Consider the following 21217-nt stretch of genomic DNA (forward strand, 5'->3'; position numbering starts at 1 on the left):
CAATATTGACGTGTTCTCTTCAAGATGCAGCCGCTACGCTGCCTACGCCCTTGTCGCGGTGGGCAACGCGCTTGGCACCCAGCCACAAGCAGAGGGCAACCCAGCTTGTCACAACAGACAGTGACATCAGGTATTCAGGGTTTGACAGGCATTCAGCAGCCGTTTGATAAAATGGAATGCGCATAATGGTCAGGGCATGAGCAACCGGATTGGTGAGCATGATAATTTGCAGCCACAGCGGAGAACCTGTAACCGGAAACAGGGCTCCCGACAGAAGCCACAGTGGCATCAGAAAGATCATCATAATGGCGTGGAAGCCTGATGTTGATTTCATGGTCCATGCAATGGCAAAGCTGAGAGCGGCGTAGCCCAGTGCGGATAACACCATAGCCAGCAAGACCAGAAGCAGTCCGCTGGCGGTAATGGGGAGATCCAGAAACGGAACCGCCAGCAGCAAAATAACGCTTTGGAAAAGGGCAATGCTGGTTCCGCCACCAACCTTACCCAGCACAATTGCCATCCGTGGCACCGGCGCGGTTAACACCCCTTGAAGGAAGCCATGCTCCCGGTCCTCGATGACTGTAATGATCGAGAAGATCGAGGCAAACAGGATCAGCATCATCAGCACGCCGGGATAGAAGTATTCCACATAGCTGATCCCATCCATGCCTGGGGGGCGGAAGGAGGGAGAGAACCCGGTTCCAAGAAACAGCCAGAACAGAAGAGGTTGTCCCAGGCTTCCGACAACGCGGTGCGGTTGGCGTATGAAGCGGATGAACTCACGGTGAGCCAGATAAAAAGCGGGAAGAACCAGTGCGTTCATGGAACTTTCTCCAGGGTGGGGGAGCTGGTGTGCTCAACCACTTTCTTGCCGGTCACGTGTACGAAGACATCCTCAAGATCCGGCTGACGAACCCCGATCGACAGAACCTCGGCGTTGTAATGTTCCAGAATACCACTGATCAAGGATGCTGCTTTGTCGGCATTTGTATTGTCGATGCGCAGTTCATCGCCATAGCGCCATGATGTTTGCCCGAATTGCGAGGACAGGATGGTTGCAAAGGCTTGTGGGTCACGTGGGGTCATCACCACCATGGTTGCCCCGACCCGGGCTTTCAGCATATCCGGGCTGTCATGGGCCAGAAGCCTGCCATTGTGCATGATGGCCACGGTATCAGCATAATCAGCATCGGAGAAGACATGGCTGGTCATCAGGATTGTTATGTTTTCGTCCTGCTGCACGCGTTTGAGTGTGTTCAGGAAAGAGCGCCGGCTGGCTGGATCCAGCCCTGTTGTTGGTTCATCCAGCAAAAGAATGCGAGGGCGTGTCAACAAGCACTTTGCAAGCTCGACCTGCCGGGCCAGCCCACCGGAAAGGGTCTCTACCCTCTCATCCAGTCGATCGCCGAGGTCTGTCCATGCCAATGCTTGAGCACAGCGTGTCCTGTAGTCCTCTGTCCCCAAGCCATGCAGACGCGCATGCAGGCGAAGGTTCTCGGCAACGGACAATTGTTTGTCCAGTGCGGGGCTCTGGAAAACCACCCCTGTTATACGCCGGGCAGCCCCGGGATTGGCCAGTACGTCGGATCCGTCAATACGGATTGATCCCGAAGACGGCTGTGACAGCCCGCACAGCATGCGAAAAAGACTTGATTTTCCACTGCCGTTCGGGCCGGACAGAATGCACAGGGTGCCCATTTCAACGGTAAGATCCAGGTTGTCCAGCGCCATTCGCTGCGGCTGGCGTCGTGATCCCGGATAGGTATGACAGAGGTTGCGAACAACAATCATCCGTGTAGGTGTTCCGTACAATGTTGGGCGGCTGTCGCGGCAAGAGTACCCGTTATTTCATACTCGGTTTCGGGCCGCAACAGTGGGGTATCGCCATTTATCTTTGCTCTTGTGCCCTTGGCCCTGATCGGCCACCCTGATCGCCTTGTCCTGTATGTGGAGAGGGATGGAGTGTGAGAGCGCGTCAAGACCTGTTCAGTATTGGATATTTGGCTAGGCAGAGTGGCTGCAAGGTGCCAACAATCCGGTACTATGAGCAGATCGGTCTGATGCCTGTTCCGAATCGTACAGCTGGTAATCAGCGTGTTTACGGACCTGCGCATCTGGACCGTCTCAGCTTTATCAGGCACAGCCGCGAGCTTGGTTTTACCCTCGATGACATTCGCGAGCTTCTGCGTTTGTCCGATCATCCGGAAAAACCTTGCCATGAAGTGGATCGTATCGCCATGCGCCACCTGCACCGCGTGCGCGACCGCATTGCCAGGTTGCAGCGTTTGGAGCAAGAGCTGGAGCATATGTCCGAGCACCCGAATGGCCATACAGTCCGTGCCTGCCGTGTGATTGAAGTCCTTTCAGACCACAGTCACTGTCTGTCACCCAGTCATACCTCTTCAGAGGATCCGTCAGGGCTTGGGTAAGTGATCGACAGGACTTCCAGTGTACTGATGCCGGCAGGGGTACGAACGGTTACGGTGTCGCCGATGCCCGTTTTCATCAATGCCCTGGCAACGGGGGACTGCCAGCTGATTGAGCCGGTAGCCATGTCTGCTTCGTCCTTACCCAGAATGGTGACGGTTTTTTCTTCATCGCGTTCATTGACAAAGGTCACCGTGGCACCAAAAAAAACCTGCGACCGGTTTGTTTGCCGTGATGGATCGATTACTTCTGCGCAGTCTATCCGTTTCAGCAAGAAGCGGACCCGTCGGTCAATCTCCCGCAGGCGTTTCTTGTTATACAGATAGTCACCATTCTCTGACCGGTCGCCATTTTGTGCAGCCCGCCATACGGCCTCTACGGTCTTGGGTCTCTCAACGGTCCACAGGTGGCGGTACTCTTCTTTCAACGCCTTCAGGCCATGCGGGGTGATCAGGTTCCGTTCCGTTTTTCCGTCTGTGGCAGGTGTGTTTGCAGACCGGATCATGACCGGGGTTCCTTTTTGTTCGGCTTTGTCTTCCAGCCGGCTTTGGTCAGGGCATGGGCGAGCGCATTGTCAGTATTTTGACCCGTTGTGTTACCCTTGTCCTTTGAATGTGCCCGTGGTGTTTTCCGGGTTTCATCCATTCCGGGTGTCCGGGGCTGGTTACGTGGCTTGCCGGGTTCTTCATCCATCCGCCGTGTCAACGCGATACGCTTACGTTGCAGATCAACATCCAGAACCTTCACTTTCACGACGTCGCCGACCTTTACAACACTTCTTGGGTCTTTGACGAAGCGGTCGGACAAGGCAGAAATGTGGATCAGCCCGTCCTGGTGTACACCGATGTCCACAAAGGCCCCGAAGTTGGCAACGTTGGTAATGGTTCCTTCCAGAATCATGCCGGGCTCAAGATCAGCCACTTTCTCCACGCCATCACGGAACTGCGCTGTCCTGAATTCCGGTCGCGGGTCGCGTCCTGGTTTTTCCAGTTCCTTCAGAATGTCAATGACGGTCGGAGTACCAAAGCGATCGTTGGCAAAGGATTCCGGCCTCAAGGTGTGGAGCAGGGAAAGGTTGCCAATCACATGCGCGATGGTCGTTTTGGCAACGGTCAGTATGTTTTGCACAACGGAATAGGCTTCCGGGTGGACCGCCGATGCATCCAGGGGTTCGTCGCCATTGAAAATGCGGAGGAAGCCAGCGCACTGTTCAAAGGTCTTTGGCCCCAGCCCTGTTACTTTCAGCAAGGTCCGACGGTTCCTGAATGCACCGTTGCTGTCGCGGAAGGCGACAATATTCTCGGCCAGTCGTTCCGAGATGCCGGCCACACGACTGAGGAGAGGGACCGATGCTGTATTCAGGTCCACGCCAACGGCATTAACTGCATCTTCAACAACCACATCCAGCGCCCGGGCCAGTTCCGGCTGAGACAGATCATGCTGGTACTGGCCGACGCCGATACTTTTGGGGTCGATCTTGACCAGTTCTGCAAGGGGGTCCTGCAGGCGTCGTCCTATGGAGACCGCACCGCGGAGCGAAACATCAAGATCCGGCAGTTCCCGTGATGCCCAAGCCGAAGCAGAGTATACGCTGGCACCGGCCTCGCTCACCGTAACCTTGGTAACCCGCTGTTCCGGTAGCTGTCGGATCAGTTCAGCGGCCAATGCATCGGTTTCACGGCTTGCGGTGCCATTGCCAACTGCAATCAGCTGTACCTGATGTTTGATGACCAGGCGGCCCAGCATTGCCAACGCTTCATTCCATTGTTTGCGGGGCTCATGCGGGTAAATTGTTGTTGTTTCAAGTACTTTTCCGGTCTGGTCGATAACCGCGACCTTTACCCCTGTACGGTACCCGGGGTCCAGGGCCAGTGTTGCCCGCATACCTGCCGGGGCTGCCATCAATACATCCTTCAGGTTGGCAGCAAAGACCTGTATCGCTTCTTTTTCCGCTTTCTCACGCAGGCGTGCGGTTATGTCCGTTTCAATATGCCCGGACAGCTTGTTTTTCCATGTGGCCCGCACGGTCTCGACAAGCCACGGATCACCGGGGCGTCCCTTGTTGCCAATGCCGAAACGGCTGGCAATATAACGCAGGCATGTTTCACTGTCTCCTGTCTTCTCATCACTGTCTGGATGACGTAATGACAGGCGGAGAACACCTTCTGCCGCGCCCCTGAACATGGCCAGCGCACGGTGACCTGCTATGTGGCGTACGGGTTCGCGATGGTCAAAGTAATCGGTAAACTTGTTTCCTTGGTCATTTTTCCCTTTGATCACAGTGGAGAATAAAATCCCCTCAGACCACATCAACTCCCGCAGGGTTCCGACGAGTTCCGCGTGTTCAGCGAACCGCTCGATCAGGATGTGGCGTGCCCCTTCCAGCGCTTCTGCAGGGTTCGCAATTCCCTTGTCAGCATCAACAAAACTGCGGGCCTTGATTTCAGGATCGTGTCCCGGGTTTTCAAGAAGAGCATTGGCCAATGGCTCAAGCCCGGCTTCGCGGGCTGTGGTGGCTTTGGTACGGCGCTTGGGGCGATAGGGGAGGTAGATATCCTCCAGCTTGGCTTTTGTATTGGCACCGTCAATTCTGGTGCGCAGGTCAGCGGTCAGCTTGCCTTGGCTGTCGATGCTCTTGAGGATAGTGTCTCGCCTGTCCTCCAGATCACGCAAGTATCCCAGTCGCTCTTCCAGAAGGCGGAGCTGTGCATCGTCCAGCCCGCCTGTTGCTTCCTTGCGGTAGCGGGCAATAAAAGGAACGGTTGCTCCTGCGGCAAGAAGATCAATTGTAGCATTAACCTGAGATTCCCGACAGCCGAGATCCTGTGCAATCAAGGAGGCAATAGTCGACATGGGCGTAGTTGTCCGTTGTTCTGCTGTTTCCCGTTTGCCGGACCCTAGCCTGCTTTCATGGTGCAGAGAAGGGTCAGGGTATTCGCGCACATTATCTTTTGTGTATGAGTGTATCCATATCTGTCTGCCTGGATACAGTTTCTGTGGCGATGGAATGTATTTTTGACTGTCAATGAGAGTATGGACACCGTCTCATACAGGGTATCGGGCGGGGGCGTCATGTTTTTCTCCAGATATGACAATGATTTTATCCAGATGCTGTCGCGTGCAACGCTGGATGCACTGCCCGATGCCGTCATGATTGCTGACAGTGAAACCCTGACCATTCAGTTTGCCAACAAGCGCAGCATGGAGATTCTCGCTCCTTTGGAGAGGTGGTTGCCGGTTCCTCTCGGTAGCCTGGTCGGCACCAGTATTGATGCGTTTCATAAAAACCCCGGGCATCAGCGTACCTTGCTTGCAGACCCGGGGAATCTTCCACACCGGGCTATCGTATCTTTGGGTGCGCACAAGCTGGAACTGAAGCTTTCAGCTATTTACGATGGCAAGGGACGCTATGTTGCAGTGTGCCTGACGTGGTCTCTGGCGACCGAGCATCTGCGTGTGGAAGCAGAAAACAACGCGCGTTTGCAGATGCTGGATCTCATGCCCGTGAACATCATCCTCTGCAACAAGAATGGAATTATAACGTATACAAACAAAAGGAGTCGAGAGACCCTGAAGAAAATAGAACATCTTCTGCCCTGTAAGGCCGAGGAGGTTATCGGGAAGAGCTATGACATCTTCCACCGTCGCCCGGAATATCAAAGGCAGATTATAGAAAAGCTTGGTGACCGCCAGCATCGCGCGGTTGTCCACGTCGGGGACGAGGCGATGGATCTTCGCGTCAACCCGGTCAAGGATCATGCAGGGGCCGTGATCGGCACCATGGTGACGTGGTCGCTTGTCACCGAGCAAGAGCGTCTTGCCAACATGGTTATGGAGCTGGCCTCCAAGGTTAATACCATATCGACAGACCTGAAGGTTCAGGCGACGGAAGGGGCTGCTGCTGCGGAGGAAACATCCAACCAGGCGGCGTCTGTGATGGCGGCTGTGGAGCAGCTCAGCGTGTCCATCAATGAAATCAGTGCCCGTTTGTGTGATGCGGCCCGCATCAGCCATGAAACCAAGGAAGAAATGCGGCAGATGCTGGATCAAGTGTATGCCATGGATGAGGCATCGACACAGATTGATGCGGTTATTTCCATGATTGCTGCGATTGCCGCTCAAACAAAAGTCTTGGCGTTGAATGCTGCCATAGAGGCATCGCGTGCTGGTTTCGAGGGCAAGAAGTTTGCCGTTGTTGCGGAAGAGGTTCATTCCCTGGCGCACCAGGCAGCGGAATCTGCAGTCTCTGTTGGTGATCGCATTGGCCTCCTGAAGGATACAACAAAAGCATGCCAGGATATTGCCCATCATCTGATGGGGCAGGTTGAGAACCTGTCGGAGATCTCTGCGGCCATTGCGGCCTCTGTCGAGGAGCAGAGTGCGGCTACATCAGAAATCAGCGGTAACGTTGCGCATGTATGCACCGCGACCGATACCACCAGCAAAGCCTCCAGCTCTACACTGGCAGCGGCCAGGGAGCTGGATCAGCGCAGCGGGAAGCTGGAGGGGATTATCAAGGACCTGATGAATATGGACGAGCGCTGATTTCCTTCAGAACATGTCAAAAGCCGGAACAGGCACAGGTGCCGTTCTTGGTCCCGGTGCCTCTTTTTCCAGTGTTTGCAGCACGGCTCTGACTGATGTGGCCACCTTTTCCATCTGATCATTGGTGATGCAGTACGGTGGAAGAAGGTAGACCGTGTTGCCCAAGGGGCGGATGAGCATGCCGGCTTGCAGGAACAGTTCTCTCAATCGCGGTGCCAAGGATGATGCATAGCCGGGATCAGGGCATTCCAGATCAAAGGCTGCGATGGTCCCGGTAACCCGGAAGTGCCGCGTCAACGCGCTTTCAGCCACAATGTCTGCCAATGTGCTGCGGTGGAATGTTTCAATCTGGTGGCGCGCATCCTTGCAGGCATCTGTTATCAAAAGATCCAGCGATGCCAAGGCGGCAGCACATCCCAGCGGGTTTGCCGTAAAAGAGTGCCCGTGCAGGAAAGCGCGGTCTACGGACTCGTCCAGAAAAGCCTGGTAGACAGCATCACTGGTTACCGTGGCGGACAAGGGCATAAAGCCACCGGTCAAGCCTTTGGACAGGCATATGAAGTCGGGTGTAACCCCTGCCTTTACGCATGCAAACAGATCTCCGGTTCGTCCGAAACCTGTCATGACTTCATCAAAGACAACCATAATACCGTGATGGTGCAGGCGCTCTGTGACAGCACGCAGGAAGGCCGGGCGGTGCATACGCATGCCGCAGGCCCCTTGAACCAAAGGCTCGATCAGAGCCGCGACCGTTGTCTGTCCATACTGGTCAAGATGGGCTTCCAGTGCTTTCAGGGCACGCTCTTCCCCATTCTCGACCAGGTCATGACCCATGGAAGAATCATGGCAGGCAATCGGCATAATATCTACTGGCAACAGAAGTTGCTTCCAGGCCCGGAAGAAGTTTGACGAGGCCCCGGCTGACATGGCCCCAACGGTGTCGCCATGATATCCGCCCTCGAAAGCCAGGAACCGGGTCCGCTGCTTTTCTCCTTTGTTGGCCGCATGCTGGAAAGCCATTTTCATCGCGACTTCTACTGCGGTTGAGCCATTGTCAGAAAAGAAGACACGGGATAATGGGTCTGGTAGCAGTGTGGCAAGGCGGCTGGCCAGGCGTATGGCTGGCTCGTGCGTAAATCCCGCAAAAATCACGTGTTCCAGTGTGGCGGCTTGCTCTGCAACGGCGCGGGCTATGGCGGGATGTGCATGCCCATGCAGATTGACCCACCACGATGAAATCAGGTCCAGGATATGGCGCCCATCCGTTGTTGTCAGAACGGCCCCTGATGCGGACCGTACGGGTATGGCATCCGGGGCTGTCATGGCCTGGGTGAAAGGATGCCACAGATGAGCACGATCCAGGGCAATCAGACTGCTGGTTTCCATATTCATCATCATGGCTCCGCTTTATATCCAGGCCGAAAGGTCAAGGGTTTCTGCCGCGTGCCGGATGGATGTCTTGTCCAGTGGGGAGAGCACGGGAATATGGCCGATTACGGGAACCTGTCCAAGCCGCTTGATCGTGCTGATGTTGTCAGGATTGTCCGGCCCGCAGAACAGAACTCCTGCAACAGGGATATGGCGTACCTTGAGTGCTTCCAGGCTGAGCAGGGTATGGTTGATGGTTCCCAGTTCTGTCCGGGCGACGATGATAACGGGTATCCCCAATCTTTTCATGATATCGATCATCAGGACCCGATCGGTCAAGGGTACCATCAGGCCACCGGCACCCTCAACGATCAGGGGGCTTTCGGAGGGAAACCTGTTCTCCAGGTGTGCTGGTTCAATGATCTTCCCTTCAAGCCGTGCGGCCTGATCCGGCGACAGGGCAGCCCTGAAGGCGAAAGCTGGTGCCGGGAAATCATTTGGGTAATGGCCAGTCAGGCTGGCTACCGTTGCGGTGTCTCCGCCCGGTAGATCATCGGTGCCGGATTGCACCGGCTTCCAGTACAGGGCACCTGTTGCTTTGACCAGGCAGGCACAGGCAACGGTTTTCCCCACATCCGTATCGGTGCCGGTGACAAAAAAGCCGCGGAATGCCGTCTTCATGGCCGGCTCCATATAACAGTCAGGATTTCATAGGTCATGGTCAGGGGGTGCCCCTGCGTTATGCGCATCAGGTGACGCATCTGGGACACGGTCATGGGGGCAGCTTGTTGTGGTGCTGTACGGGCCCCGGTATGGCGCAGATGGTCAAGAAACTCGAACAGGTTTGCACAGTGCATCGGCACATCATGTGCGGAGATGCGCGCATGGGGCAAATGTATGGCCAATGTATCCCGGTTTGGCCCAAGGGGTGTGGGCGGTTGCATGCCGGCCTGACTGCACAGGGATCTCCACTCGACAAATGTTTGCGATCCGGGCAGGGTCATTGTCAGAATTCCTCCGGGACGCAATAAGCTGTAAAGCCGCCGTAAAGCCGAGGGACAATCATAGAACCACTGTGCTGTCATGTTCGACACCACAAGGTCGACTGATTGCGGGGGAAGGTCCGGCCATTCCCCATCCATGCACCGGCCATTCAGGTTTATGGCATGGGGCTGCATGCGACGCAGACAGGCTTGAACCATGGAAGGCGCAATATCCGTGGCATGCCAAAGGGCAGGGCGAAGGACCGGTGCAAGCTGTTTAGTCAGGAAACCGGTTCCACACCCAACTTCCAGAACAACAGGGCAGGAGGGCAGGTTAATAGCCTTCAGGCTTTCAGCAAGGGTTGTTGCAATGTGGCGCTGGATGGCGGCGGCGGCATCATAGGTTGTTGCTGCATCATTGAAACGCCGGGCAACCTTCTGTTTCCAGGCGATCGTGTTCATGACCGGATGATCCTGACAATAGCGTTGGCAACAATGTGTGGGTGGGTATGTAATAGCCTGTGTCCGCCCTCTTGGATGATCGCGGCGGAATCACCAAAGCATGCCCGGCTGTGTGCAACAGATACAAGAGGATCCCTGTCTCCAGCCAGCGCAAGGGCAGGCTGTGCCGGGCGTCTGTCTGCCTCAAGAAGGCGGGTCAACCCGGCAGACAAGGCTTTGTGGTTATAGGTTACGCTGTCATCCAGGAAACGGGAAGCCCCGATACTGGATAGAAAGGTTATGACCGTTGATGCTGTATCTTCATCCAGTTGTTTCCGCATGCGTTGGAGAATGCGTACAGGCACTCCCTCCGGGAAATCTGTCCCCGCACAGAACCGCGTGAATCCATTGACCGCTATCCATGGAATGCCGTTCAGGTCCGGATAACCCAATGCGTCCAGGCATCCAAGGGAATATCCCACAACAAGGTCAGGCCTGTGTCCGGACCATGGCTTCTGTTGGCCGAAATACCCTGCGTCGGGGCATTCTGTTTCCAGGTCGTTCGGTAGATTGGCCTGCACCCCTTTCCAGTCTTTAGCAGATCCGGCCCAGCCATGAAGCAGAAGAATGCGTGTCATGCGCCGCACCGTGCAAAGGCCTGAAAAGCGTCCAGCAGCCGATCAACTTGGTCATGGGTGTGTAGCGCCGACAGGGCAATCCGCAGGCGTCCCGTGCCGGGTGGAACGGTTGGTGGACGGATGGGAACCACCAGAAAGCCCCTGTCTTCCAGCACACTTGCTGCGGCCAGTGTGTCGTGGTCATTGCCGATGACGGCGGGAATAATCTGGGTATCGGAGTCCAGTGTATCAATCCCGATCTGTCTCAACCCTGATCGCAGTGTGTTGCCGATCTCCAGCAGGTAGCGGCGCTGGTTCTCAAGGGAAGGCAGGATTCTCAGCGCGGCCAGTGCTGCGGCCAGAACCGGTGGCGGCAGCGCGGTTGCATAGATAAACCCTCTACAATGGTTGATGAGCCACTCGCGCAGAAGGGGAGAGGTTGCAACAAACGCTCCATAGCCGCCCAGCGCCTTGCCAAAGGTACCCATCACAATGTCAACCTTGCCCTTGACGTCGGGGTCAGCACACAGTCCGGCTCCATCCGGCCCCAGAACGCCTGTGGCGTGTGCTTCGTCAACGTACAGGAGAGCGCCATGTTCCTGGGCCAGCTTTACCAGTTCCGGCAGGTTTGCACGGTCACCGTCCATACTGAACACGCTTTCCGTAATGATGATCCGTGTCTCGCTCTGGTGGCCGTATTGCTTCAGCAGATCAGAGAGATGATACAGGTCATTGTGACGAAATCTCAGCTGACGTACCCCGGCCAGCTTGAGACCATCGTGGATCGAGGCATGGGCCAGGCGATCCACCAAAACAAGCGGAGCGGTCTTTGTCGTGCCCTGATCCAGCAGGGCAGCAAGAACAGAGGCATTGGTCTGGAATCCTGATCCTGTCACCAAGGCAGAGCTTGTGCCCTTCAGCGTGGCCAGTTGGTCTTCCAGCATGTCATGCAAGGGCAGGGTGCCACAGATCAGGCGTGATGCCCCGGCGCCACACCCGTTCTCCTCCACCGCGTGGGTGACAGCCTCTATCAGGGCAGGATGGCGCGACAGGCCCAGATAGTCATTTGACGACATATTGACAAGGTTGCATCCGTTGCGCTTCACGGACATGCTATTTTCTGTCTCTGTGGTGCGCAGGGAACGGTATCGCCCCTGTTCTTTCAGGGCCTCCAGTGCATGCGCGATACGGGTATGCCAAGCAGGATCAATCATGGCTCTCAGGTATTCCCACGTGGTTTCGCCCTGTTGGTTGGCGTTGCGGTCAGGGGATCGTCAGGCCAGGGGTGGCGGGGATACCGTCCACGCATTTCTGCCCGTATGGCCGGGTAGCTCCCGGTCCAGAATCCCGGCAGGTCACGGGTTATCTGCAATGGTCGTCCGGCCGGGGACAGCAGATGAACCGTCAGGGGTATCATGCCTTCTCCTGTCGAGGGGTGTGTGCGGCATCCAAACAGCTGCTGGATCCGCACCGACAAGACCGGTGTCTCACCGCCTGTATAGTCCAGGGGGATTCGCTCCCCTGTTGGAACCGTGAAATGGGAGGGTGCGGTGTGCTCCAGTTGCTGGCGTTGTGTCCAGGACAACATGGCTGTCAGGGCAGACAGGAGATCAAGGCGCTTCAGATGTTCCAGCCGGGTAATTCCACTGGCAAACGGGACGAACCAGTCCGACAGGCTGTCCAGAAGCCCTGTATCTGTCATATCGGGCCAGTTGTCCTTGTCCTGTTGGGCCAGAAAGGTGACACGGGCACGGAATTGCTGGCTCTGTTTATCCCATGGTAGGCAATGCAGGCCTGTTTGACGGACGCCTTCAGCCATGACCAGTGCCGCTGTGTGCGAATCAAGGGCGTTGTTGACCTTCTCGCCAAGGACCAATGCACCCAATCGCTGTTGTACCCGGGACAGAACACTGCCAGTTCGTGAGTCCCAGCAGGTTATGGCCTGTTCTTCGATGGAATCAGCAAACAGGGATTCCAGATCCTGCCGCTCAAGGGGGGCGGCCAGGAAAATACGTCCGTTGGCTCCTCGGCCATCAAGGTCCATGACAACCAGGAAATCATGCACTGCAAGCGGGTCATCCGGGGGCAGGGCCGCGCTGCGCCCACCAGATAGCGTATAGGTACCTCGTGCCCTCTGTTTTCCAATCCGGTCAGGGAAGGCCAGTGCGGCCACCAGGCCAGCCTTGGTTATTCCGGATTCGTCTTTCAGGCCCAGTTTTTTTCGCCATCCGGATGCCAGGTCGCGAATACGCGACAGTGCGCGGTGATCGACTGACACGTCCTTGACCTTGCCCTGAAGCAGCTCCAGGCGATGCCGTAGATCGGCATTACGACAGGCGCGGGCGGGATCCCGTTCGGCAAGCACGGCTGCTATGGTGCAGGCCAGCCCACCCAGATCCAGAGGCTGAGCCGACAGGACCATATGGGACAAGCGTGGGTGCAGCGGTAAGGCTGCCATTGCCTTTCCGTGTTGTGTTATCCGTCCATCCTGATCAAGAGCCCCCATGGCCTGCAGAAGATCTTCGGCACGCGCCAGAGCCGGGGCCGGGGGAGCATCCAGCCACCGAAGCTGCTCTGCCCGTGCTCCCCAGACGGCAAGGTCCAGGCGCAGCGGTGTCAGGTCTGCTTCGGTAATTTCCGGCGGTGGGAAGGGTGCCAAGGCCCGATCTTCCGCTTCGCTCCACAGGCGGCATCCCAGGCCCGGTCCCAGTCGCCCGGCACGCCCCTGGCGCTGGGCAGCTTCAGCGGCACTGACCCGGGTGGTGACCAGATGTCCCATTCCGCTGCCGACGTCGAAGCGGGACCGGCGTGAAAGACCTGAGTCCACAACAATATGTATGCCATCGATAGTCAGGGATGTTTCTGCAACCGATGTTGCAAGCACGATTTTGCGACGTCCTGTGCCCGCCGGTGCAAGGGCACGGTCCTGCTCGTGAGGCGGCATGGCTCCATAAAGCGGGTGTACATCAATGTGACCAGGAAGATCCGCTGATGACAGGATATGTGCGGTACGACGTATTTCCTTCTCACCAGGAAGAAAGACGAGAATGGATCCCTGTTCTGCTGCCACAAGAGTCTGAATGGCTTCGGCGCAGGCATGCTCTGTGCCTATCCCGCGCCGTGGTGGCAGGAAACGGGTGGATACAGGAAAGCTGCGTCCTTCCGATGTTATGATGGGGGCATTGCCAAGAAGGGAAGACAACGGCCCACTGTCAAGGGTAGCTGACATGACAAGAAGACGCAGATCTTCACGCAGTGCTTCCGAGATGTCCAAGCATAGGGCAAGGCCAAGGTCAGCCTGCAGGGAGCGTTCATGAAATTCGTCAAAGATGATCAATCCGACACCGGTTAACCCCGGATCTTCCAGGATCATGCGGGTCAGAATGCCCTCGGTCACAACTTCGATCCGTGTACGACTTGATACGCAGCGGTCCTGACGAATACGGAAGCCGACGGTTTCGCCCGCTTTCTCACCCAGCATGGACGCCATGCGGGCGGCACTGGCCCGTGCGGCCAGGCGACGGGGTTCAAGCATGATGATCTTTTTGTCGGCTAGCCAAGGCTCAGTCAGCAGGGCCAAGGGTACGGATGTCGTTTTTCCGGCACCGGGTGGTGCCTGCAGGACCGCACGTCCTGTTTTCTCCAGTGCCGCCCGTAAGTCCGGAATAACAGCGCTGACAGGAAGGTGTGCAAAAACAGTATCGGGTACAGGGGTCTTCATGAGCCGCTGATTGCCACCTTTCCAGCCTGGCGGCAAGGATGAATTGCTCAGACTCTGGACATTAATCTGCCTGAACGAAGTGGGAAAAGGCATGAATGGGGGGCCATTTCTGTTGTATTTCATCTTGTTGTTTTGGGATGGTATGGTCCATCGTTCTTTGGGGTAATCCAATGGTCAATGCCAGAACAGGGGGTCTGCCATTGTGATGCAGGATGCTGATCTTGCGGACTTGTTGTGTACGCGTCTGTGCCATGATCTGGCCGGGCCTGTCGGGGCCGTTGTTGCTGGCATGGAGCTTATGGCAGATGAAGATGATCCACGGTTGGCCCGTGAAACAGTTGCCCTTCTGAAAGGATCGGCTGATGCGGTTTCAAGCCGGCTGCGATTCCTGCGCACGGTTTTTGGTATGTCGCTGGCAGGTGAGCGCGATCTTGCCGATTTAGCCACACTCTGTGACGAATGGATCCGGGCAACAAAAAGCGGCATCACCCTTCTCTGGGGTGATGACTTTGACAGGCAATCCACTCCTGGTTACGTCGGGCGCATGATTCTCTGCATGATCATGCTGGCGGCTGATCATCTTGTTCGTGGTGGGTCTATTTCTGTCCGTTCCGGGGGAGAGCACTCCGGTAGGGGTGTTGTGGTTGCGGCTACAGGGACACAGGTTACCCTTATCCCGGATCTTGACGATCTTTTGTCTGGCCAGCCCGTTGTTCCCGGACCACGCAATGCCCCGGTTGTCCTGCTTCATCAGCTTGCCATGCGGGCTGAGTGGCGCTTGTCCCATGCTTTTTCGAAGCGGGAAATAACCCTTTGCGCAACACCAATGCGTTTATAATGGCATAGCTTATAATCCTAGAGTTTTCTATTTGATGGCGCTGTGGCAATGGACAGCAAGAACCCTTCTGGTCCCGTTTTTTCCGTGTTACAAAAGCGTTCTGGGTGCCGGATTATCCGGTCAGGGAGGGGCGTTGTGCGCCGCACCGCCGGATATGGTGGTTTTTGACGGCTTCGTTCTCGGCGCTCTCGTGGAAGAGCATTGGGGAGATACCAATGGACGACCTGCTCAGTGAATTCCTGACCGAAACAGCGGAAAGCCTTGCCACGCTTGATATTGAGTTGGTGAATCTGGAGCAGAATCCCAACGACACGGGCATCTTGTCCAATATCTTTCGGTTGGTTCACACCATAAAAGGCACGTGCGGGTTCCTTGGATTGCCACGCCTTGAGTCGTTGGCCCACTCGGGGGAGAACGTTCTGGGCAAGTTCCGTGACGGTGAGCTGACCGTCACGGCCGAAGCTGTCACCCTTATTCTGGCTTCTATTGACCGAATCAAGGAACTTCTGGGACATCTGGAAGCCAACGAGACAGAACCCGAAGGAAATGACCGCGATCTGATCGACCAGCTGAACGCCATGGCCGAGGGGAATACCTCGGGCGGTGGTGCTTCGGCTGCTGCGGCTCCACCACCGCCTCCTCCTCCTGCGCCTGAAGCCCCCCCTGCTGCAGCGGAAGCATTTCCGGTGGCTGCGGAATTGCTGGCTGAGGTCCAGCAGGCTGTATCCCAAGGCAAGAAAGCAACCAGTCAGGCAGAGCTTGATGCCCAGATGGCTGCCGAGCGTGCCAAGGAGGCTGCGTCTGCCAAGCCTGCTCCGGCTGCTGAAGAGCCTGCTGCTGCCCCACCTGAGGCTGAGAAGCCTGCAGCGGCCAAGCCTCCTGCTGCGGCAAAAGAGCCACCGAAGGAATCGGCCAAGGCTGCTGCTCCCGCAGCTCCTGCAGGGGGTGGCGGCGGCGGTGGGGGTGAAAACTCTATCGCGGCGCAGTCTATCCGCGTCAACGTGGACCTGCTTGAAAATCTAATGACCTTGGTTTCCGAACTGGTTCTTACGCGCAACCAACTTTTGCAGATGATACGTGGCCGCGATGATAGCGAATTTGCGGCTCCGCTGCAGCGGCTGTCGCACATTACGTCTGATTTGCAGGAAGGCGTGATGAAGACCAGGATGCAGCCTATCGGTAATGCTTGGTCAAAGTTGCCTCGTATTGTTCGCGATCTGGGGATTGAAACCGGCAAGAAGATCGATCTTCAGATGTATGGTGCTGAAACAGAACTCGACCGCCAGGTTCTGGAGCTGATCAAGGATCCTTTGACCCACATGGTTCGCAACTCCGCAGACCATGGGCTGGAAGATACCGAAGGCCGTCGTAACGCCGGAAAGAGCGAAGTCGGGATTATCAAGCTGAATGCGTTCCACGAAGGTGGGCACATCATTATCGAGATTTCTGATGACGGTCGCGGGCTGAATATCAACCGTATCCGGGAGAAAGCCATTGCAAATGGCCTGGCTTCCGAAGCCGATCTTGACTCGATGAACGAACAGCAGATTGCGCAGTTTATCTTCAAGGCGGGATTCTCCACGGCCGAGAAGATTACCAGCGTGTCGGGCCGTGGTGTCGGTATGGACGTGGTTCGCACCAATATCGAAAAGATCGGCGGTACCATCGAGCTCAAGACCATCTATGGAAAGGGTACGACGTTCACCATCAAAATCCCGCTGACCCTTGCGATCGTCTCGGCCTTGATTGTGGAATGTGCGGCAGAACGGTTTGCCATTCCCCAGATCAGTGTGCTGGAACTGGTCCGGGTGACAGCAAATTCCGAAACCAAGATCGAGAAGATCAACCGGGCACCTGTGCTGCGGTTGCGTGATCGTTTGCTGCCCCTTGTCTCCTTGGGTAATCTGCTCAAGCTGCGTCAGGATGATATCCATGACCTTGCCGCGCGTTTGGCGGACGAGGACAACGACCTGAACGAAACATTTATCGTTGTCACGCAGGTGGGGACCTACACCTTCGGGATTATTGTCGACCGCGTGTTTGATACCGAGGAAATCGTTGTCAAGCCGGTTGCTCCCATTCTCCGTCATATTTCCATGTTCTCCGGGAATACGATCCTTGGGGACGGGTCTGTGATCATGATCCTGGATCCGAACGGTATTGCCACAGCAACCGGCGAAGTAACGATGAATTCCGCTGGTGGCGAGGGGGCATCTGCCTACGAGGGTACCCGTGTGGATGACATGACCAGCTTGCTTATCTTCCGCGCAGCGACAGCCGAATTGAAAGCTGTTCCCCTGGCGCTGGTTGCCAGGTTGGAAGAGATTGAGCTTGAAAAGGTCGAATACTCCTTTGGCAAGCCCGTTGTGCAGTATCGCGGGCAACTGATGCCATTGGTCACGGTTACCGATGGCATTGAGTTCCGGAAAGAAGGGCGCCAGCCTATTCTTGTCTTCTCGGATCGCGATCGTTCCATGGGCTTGATGGTGGACGAGATCGTCGACATTGTCGAGGATCGACTGAAAGTCGAGCTGAAGGCTGAAACCCAAGGCATCATTGGTACAGCCATTATTGGTGATCGTGCAACAGATGTGATCGATACCGGTTACTACCTGACACGGGCCTTTGGTGACTGGTTCGGCAAGCCGCAGCTTCCATCCAGTCAGGATCGTGTCGCTGGCGGTCCTTCAGTGTTGTTGGTTGATGACAGCCCGTTCTTCCGTAACCTTTTGACGCCACTTCTGTCGGTGTCGGGTTACGATGTCACAACAGTCGACAGCGCTGAAAAAGCGATGGCTGTCCTGAATTCAGGTGTACGCTTTGATGCGGTTGTCTCGGATATCGAAATGCCTGGCATGAATGGCTTTGAGTTTGCGGAAGCCTTGCGCAAGGATGAGCGGTTCGCGACAATCCCGCTGATTGCCCTGAGTTCGCGGGCAACAGAGCGTGACCTTGAGCGTGGCCGCGAAGTAGGATTTGACGATTATGTTGCCAAGTTTGACCGGGATGCCCTGATTAATACTTTGGGACAGATTCTTGGTGCGGCTGCGGCATAAGACAGGCAAGCTGTATTCAGGCAGAGAGTTGTTTCCTGCCATGGAATGGTGGTTTGTCAGAGTGCAAGGTCCGGCGCGGGTGCCGGCTGACAGGGAACCCTGCAAGGAGGGGCACGGAGAAGCATGAAATCGTGTCTGATCGTCGATGACTCCAAGGTTATCCGCATGGTAGCCAAGAAGATTCTTCAGGAAATGTCGTTTACGACCCTAGAGGCCGAGGACGGCCAAGGTGCCTTGGACATATGTCGCAAGGAGCTTCCTGATGCCATTCTTCTGGACTGGAACATGCCGGTTATGAGCGGTATCGACTTCCTGCGGGAGCTTCGGCGGCTTCCGGGGGGGCAAAAGCCTGTTGTTGTTTTTTGTACAACAGAAAACGACATTGCCCACATTCAGGAAGCCATAGAGGCCGGTGCCAACGAGTACATTATGAAGCCATTTGACAGTGAAATCCTGCAGGCCAAATTTTCCCAGGTTGGTCTTCTTGACTGACGCGTGGTGTCCTTGGGACTTTTGAAGGAGATGGGGTTTGGCCTTTGCGCAGGACACAGGAGGGTCGGGTTCTTCAGGCGGGGATGGGCCGTACCTCGTGATGGTTGTCGACGACTCTGCGGTCGTGCGTGGTCTTGAGACCCGCATGCTTGAGGCTGATCCGGAAATCAAGGTTGTTGCATCGGTTGGTAATGGTCAGGCTGCGCTGCAGGCCCTGGATCGTATCGATGTCGAGGTTGTTGTGCTGGACATCGAAATGCCGGTTATGGATGGCCTTACAGCACTTCCGAAAATTATTGAGAAGAAGCCTGGTATTCGTGTTCTGATGTCATCGACACTGACGCATAAGAACGCAGAAATCAGCATGAAAGCAATGGAGCTTGGTGCAACGGATTATATTCCGAAGCCCAGCTCTTCCAAGGAACTGACGGGGGCCGGTGACTTTCAGGAACTTCTGGTCAGCAAGGTCAAGGTTCTGGGTGCATCGGCGCGCCGGGGTACAGGTCTCCGGCGTACATTCGGGGCTGGTCCGGCGCCTTCTGCGGCTGCGCCCTCTGCACCGGCAGCGCCCGCAGTGGCCAAGCCAGCGGCGGCGGCCCCTGCTGCAGCACCGCGTGTCAGCCTGTTGTCTCCTACAGCGCCGATTCAGTTGCGCCAAGCATCGACCGAACGCCCTGATGTTATAGCTATTGGTAGTTCGACTGGGGGGCCGCAGGCCCTGTTTACGGTGTTGACAGCGCTGAAGGCAGCCGGGGGTGTGGAGCAACCCATCCTGATTACCCAGCATATGCCGCCAACATTTACGGCTATTCTGGCCGAGCACATTACCCGTATTGCCGGCCTTGCTGCAAAAGAGGCGACGCAGGGTGAGAAGATAAATGGTGGCATGATCTACATTGCCCCTGGTGACTGGCATATGTTGATCGACAGCAAGGGGGGAGAGCGCTACGTCCAGCTCGAACAAGGCGAGCCGGAAAACTTCTGTCGGCCTGCTGTCGACCCCATGTTTCGCTCCATTGTCAAGGCCTATGGCAAGAAGGTTCTTGCCTGTGTGCTCACCGGTATGGGGGCTGACGGTGCCAAGGGCGGGAAGGTGGTTGCCGAGGCCGGAGGCACTGTCATTGCGCAGGACGAGGCTTCCAGTGTTGTTTGGGGTATGCCGGGCGCAACGGCACAGACAGGTGTGTGTTCTGCTGTCCTTCCGATTGATGAGATCGGTTCCTACATCCAGAAATTCGCCACAAGGCGAGCATGAGCATGAAACCAGAAGACTTCGAATATCTCGCCAAACTCCTTAAGGACCGCTCCGGGCTTGTCCTGAATGCAGATAAATCGTATCTGCTGGAAAGTCGGCTGATGCCCATTGCCCGCAAGCGCGGATTCAAGGGGATTGAGGAGCTTACAGAAAAGCTGCGGGCTAATGATGAAGCCTTGGCTTCTGATGTGACCGAAGCCATGACAACAAATGAGTCCTTCTTTTTCAGGGACCAGAAGCCGTTTGATCAGTTCAAAGATATTGTGCTTCCGAATCTTTTGCGTACACGCGCAACCAAGAAGTCCTTTCGTATCTGGTGTGCTGCGGCATCTTCGGGGCAGGAACCATATTCCCTTTCCATGATTCTGAAGGAAGAGGCAGCAAAACTGGCAGGATGGAAAACAGAAATTATTGGCACAGACCTGTCCAAAGAAATTTTGGAAAAGGCAAAGACAGGCCTTTACAGCCAGTTTGAGGTCCAACGTGGCTTGCCCATCACTTTGCTCGTCAAATATTTCCACAAGCGTGATGACCAGTGGGAGATTGATGCGGGTATACGGGCAATGGTTAATTTCCGGGAATTCAACCTTCTGAGTGACCTCAGCTCGCTGGGAGGGTTTGATGTCGTCTTCTGTCGCAATGTCCTGATATATTTTGATCAGGCAACAAAGGGCCGTGTCCTTGAAGGCATCGCCAAGTTGATGTCTGACGATGGCGTTCTTTACTTGGGCGGTGCCGAGACTGTTCTGGGCATCACGGACAAGTTCAAGCCCGTTCCCAACCAGCGTGGTGCTTATGCCGTTGTCAAAGGGGCAGGCAATGTTCCGTGTCTTGGTGCAGAGCCTGCCAAGTAATGCACGGACTTATTCTTCGACCGATAGGCTATGTGTCGTAGTCTACCAGCGTTGCAACCGGAACATCCAGTCTATCTCGTCCCTTGAGAAAATTCAGTTCGATGATAGCGGCCAGTCCCACAACTTCAGCGCCGACCTTTCTTAACAGGTTTACAGCGGCGTTGGCCGTTCCCCCTGTCGCCAAGAGATCATCGAGAACAACGACACGCTGGCCAGGCTGTATGGCATCAGCCTGTATTTCGATGGTGTCAGTGCCATACTCCAGATCATAGGAATAACTGATTGTTGGCCCAGGCAACTTGTTGCGTTTGCGCACCATGACAAACCCGCATCCCAGCTTCAGTGCCAAGGGCGCTGCGGTCAGGAAACCACGCGACTCAATGCCGGCCAATACATCCGGCCTCCAAGCCCCGACAGCTTTGGCCAGCCGCCCCATGGTGACCTGCCAAGCATCGGGATCACGCAGCAAGGTCGATATATCGTAGAAGTTTATGCCCGGTTTGGGAAAGTCCGGGATTGATCGTATATGGCTCCGAATGTCGATGGGCATACTTTTTCCTTGGGTATTGGGTCTGAAGCATTCCAAGGGCACCCCACCTCTTCGGAGGTAGGCATTTCAA

Annotated in this window: 19 protein-coding genes; 8 read left to right on the plus strand and 11 right to left on the minus strand. The window is 55.9% G+C overall.

The annotated features are described in order from the left end of the window. Positions 1-19: 19 nt before the first annotated feature. Positions 20-823, minus strand: a complete 804-nt coding sequence (locus tag HEQ72_RS00300; protein ID WP_168022281.1) for an ABC transporter permease — start codon at positions 821-823, stop codon at positions 20-22. After that, positions 820-1791, minus strand: coding sequence for an ABC transporter ATP-binding protein (locus HEQ72_RS00305; RefSeq protein ID WP_168020712.1), 972 nt, complete (start codon positions 1789-1791; stop codon positions 820-822). Before HEQ72_RS00305 ends, HEQ72_RS00300 begins: the two co-directional genes overlap by 4 nt. A 191-nt stretch (positions 1792-1982) precedes the next feature. On the opposite strand from HEQ72_RS00305, the gene HEQ72_RS00310 reads away from it, so the two are divergent. Further along, positions 1983-2429, plus strand: coding sequence for a MerR family transcriptional regulator (locus HEQ72_RS00310; RefSeq protein ID WP_168022496.1), 447 nt, complete (start codon positions 1983-1985; stop codon positions 2427-2429). Here HEQ72_RS00310 and greB read toward each other — a convergent pair. Further along, positions 2393-2932, minus strand: a complete 540-nt coding sequence (gene greB, locus HEQ72_RS00315; protein ID WP_168022282.1) for a transcription elongation factor GreB — start codon at positions 2930-2932, stop codon at positions 2393-2395. The genes HEQ72_RS00310 and greB overlap by 37 nt on opposite strands. After that, positions 2929-5280 carry a Tex family protein gene (locus HEQ72_RS00320; RefSeq protein WP_168022283.1) on the minus strand — a complete coding sequence of 784 codons (2352 nt, stop codon included), beginning with the start codon at positions 5278-5280 and terminating at the stop codon, positions 2929-2931. Before HEQ72_RS00320 ends, greB begins: the two co-directional genes overlap by 4 nt. A gap of 219 nt (positions 5281-5499) precedes the next feature. Between HEQ72_RS00320 and HEQ72_RS00325 the strand changes: the two genes are divergently transcribed. Next, positions 5500-6972, plus strand: coding sequence for a methyl-accepting chemotaxis protein (locus tag HEQ72_RS00325; RefSeq protein ID WP_168022284.1), 1473 nt, complete (start codon positions 5500-5502; stop codon positions 6970-6972). A 6-nt stretch (positions 6973-6978) separates the two neighbouring features. On the opposite strand, the gene HEQ72_RS00330 is transcribed toward HEQ72_RS00325, so the two are convergent. The 6 genes from HEQ72_RS00330 to hrpB are packed head-to-tail and all read right to left on the minus strand — an operon-like array spanning position 6979 to position 14102. Further along, positions 6979-8370 carry an adenosylmethionine--8-amino-7-oxononanoate transaminase gene (locus tag HEQ72_RS00330; protein WP_245183206.1) on the minus strand — a complete coding sequence of 464 codons (1392 nt, stop codon included), beginning with the start codon at positions 8368-8370 and terminating at the stop codon, positions 6979-6981. 9 nt (positions 8371-8379) lie between these two features. Further along, positions 8380-9021 carry a dethiobiotin synthase gene (gene bioD / locus HEQ72_RS00335; protein ID WP_168020716.1) on the minus strand — a complete coding sequence of 214 codons (642 nt, stop codon included), beginning with the start codon at positions 9019-9021 and terminating at the stop codon, positions 8380-8382. Continuing rightward, positions 9018-9785: a methyltransferase domain-containing protein gene (locus HEQ72_RS00340; protein WP_168022285.1), complete on the minus strand. Its 768-nt coding sequence runs from the start codon at positions 9783-9785 to the stop codon at positions 9018-9020. Before HEQ72_RS00340 ends, bioD begins: the two co-directional genes overlap by 4 nt. Next, a complete protein-coding gene (locus HEQ72_RS00345) occupies positions 9782-10402 on the minus strand; it encodes an alpha/beta fold hydrolase (protein ID WP_168022286.1) in 621 nt (206 codons plus the stop codon). The genes HEQ72_RS00340 and HEQ72_RS00345 overlap by 4 nt, the downstream gene beginning before the upstream one ends. Further along, positions 10399-11595 (minus strand): 8-amino-7-oxononanoate synthase, encoded by a 1197-nt coding sequence (gene bioF, locus HEQ72_RS00350; protein ID WP_168022287.1) that lies wholly within the window; start codon positions 11593-11595, stop codon positions 10399-10401. The genes HEQ72_RS00345 and bioF overlap by 4 nt, the downstream gene beginning before the upstream one ends. Positions 11596-11600: 5 nt before the next feature. Further along, positions 11601-14102, minus strand: a complete 2502-nt coding sequence (gene hrpB / locus HEQ72_RS00355; RefSeq protein ID WP_168022288.1) for an ATP-dependent helicase HrpB — start codon at positions 14100-14102, stop codon at positions 11601-11603. A 205-nt stretch (positions 14103-14307) separates the two neighbouring features. Here hrpB and HEQ72_RS00360 point away from each other — a divergent pair, with 205 nt between their 5' ends. The 6 genes from HEQ72_RS00360 to HEQ72_RS00380 all read left to right on the plus strand — a co-directional run bounded on the left by HEQ72_RS00360 (position 14308) and on the right by HEQ72_RS00380 (position 20597). Beyond that, complete coding sequence (locus HEQ72_RS00360; protein ID WP_245183214.1) at positions 14308-14940, plus strand: histidine phosphotransferase family protein; 633 nt, start codon at positions 14308-14310, stop codon at positions 14938-14940. Between the two features lie 34 nt (positions 14941-14974). Next, a complete protein-coding gene (locus HEQ72_RS11215) occupies positions 14975-15175 on the plus strand; it encodes a hypothetical protein (RefSeq protein ID WP_168020726.1) in 201 nt (66 codons plus the stop codon). After that, a complete protein-coding gene (locus HEQ72_RS00365; protein WP_168020728.1) occupies positions 15156-17996 on the plus strand; it encodes a chemotaxis protein CheW in 2841 nt (946 codons plus the stop codon). The genes HEQ72_RS11215 and HEQ72_RS00365 overlap by 20 nt, the downstream gene beginning before the upstream one ends. Before the next feature lie 123 nt (positions 17997-18119). After that, on the plus strand, positions 18120-18488 hold the full coding sequence (locus HEQ72_RS00370) for a response regulator (protein WP_066136106.1): 369 nt from the start codon (positions 18120-18122) through the stop codon (positions 18486-18488). A gap of 100 nt (positions 18489-18588) precedes the next feature. Beyond that, positions 18589-19743, plus strand: coding sequence for a protein-glutamate methylesterase/protein-glutamine glutaminase (locus HEQ72_RS00375; protein WP_168020748.1), 1155 nt, complete (start codon positions 18589-18591; stop codon positions 19741-19743). A gap of 2 nt (positions 19744-19745) precedes the next feature. After that, a complete protein-coding gene (locus HEQ72_RS00380; RefSeq protein WP_168022497.1) occupies positions 19746-20597 on the plus strand; it encodes a CheR family methyltransferase in 852 nt (283 codons plus the stop codon). A gap of 28 nt (positions 20598-20625) precedes the next feature. Here HEQ72_RS00380 and HEQ72_RS00385 read toward each other — a convergent pair whose 3' ends face one another. Further along, positions 20626-21147 (minus strand): adenine phosphoribosyltransferase, encoded by a 522-nt coding sequence (locus tag HEQ72_RS00385; protein WP_209315423.1) that lies wholly within the window; start codon positions 21145-21147, stop codon positions 20626-20628. Positions 21148-21217 lie beyond the last annotated feature (70 nt).

This window comes from Haematospirillum sp. 15-248, assembly GCF_012102665.1.
GTDB lineage: Bacteria > Pseudomonadota > Alphaproteobacteria > Rhodospirillales > Rhodospirillaceae > Haematospirillum.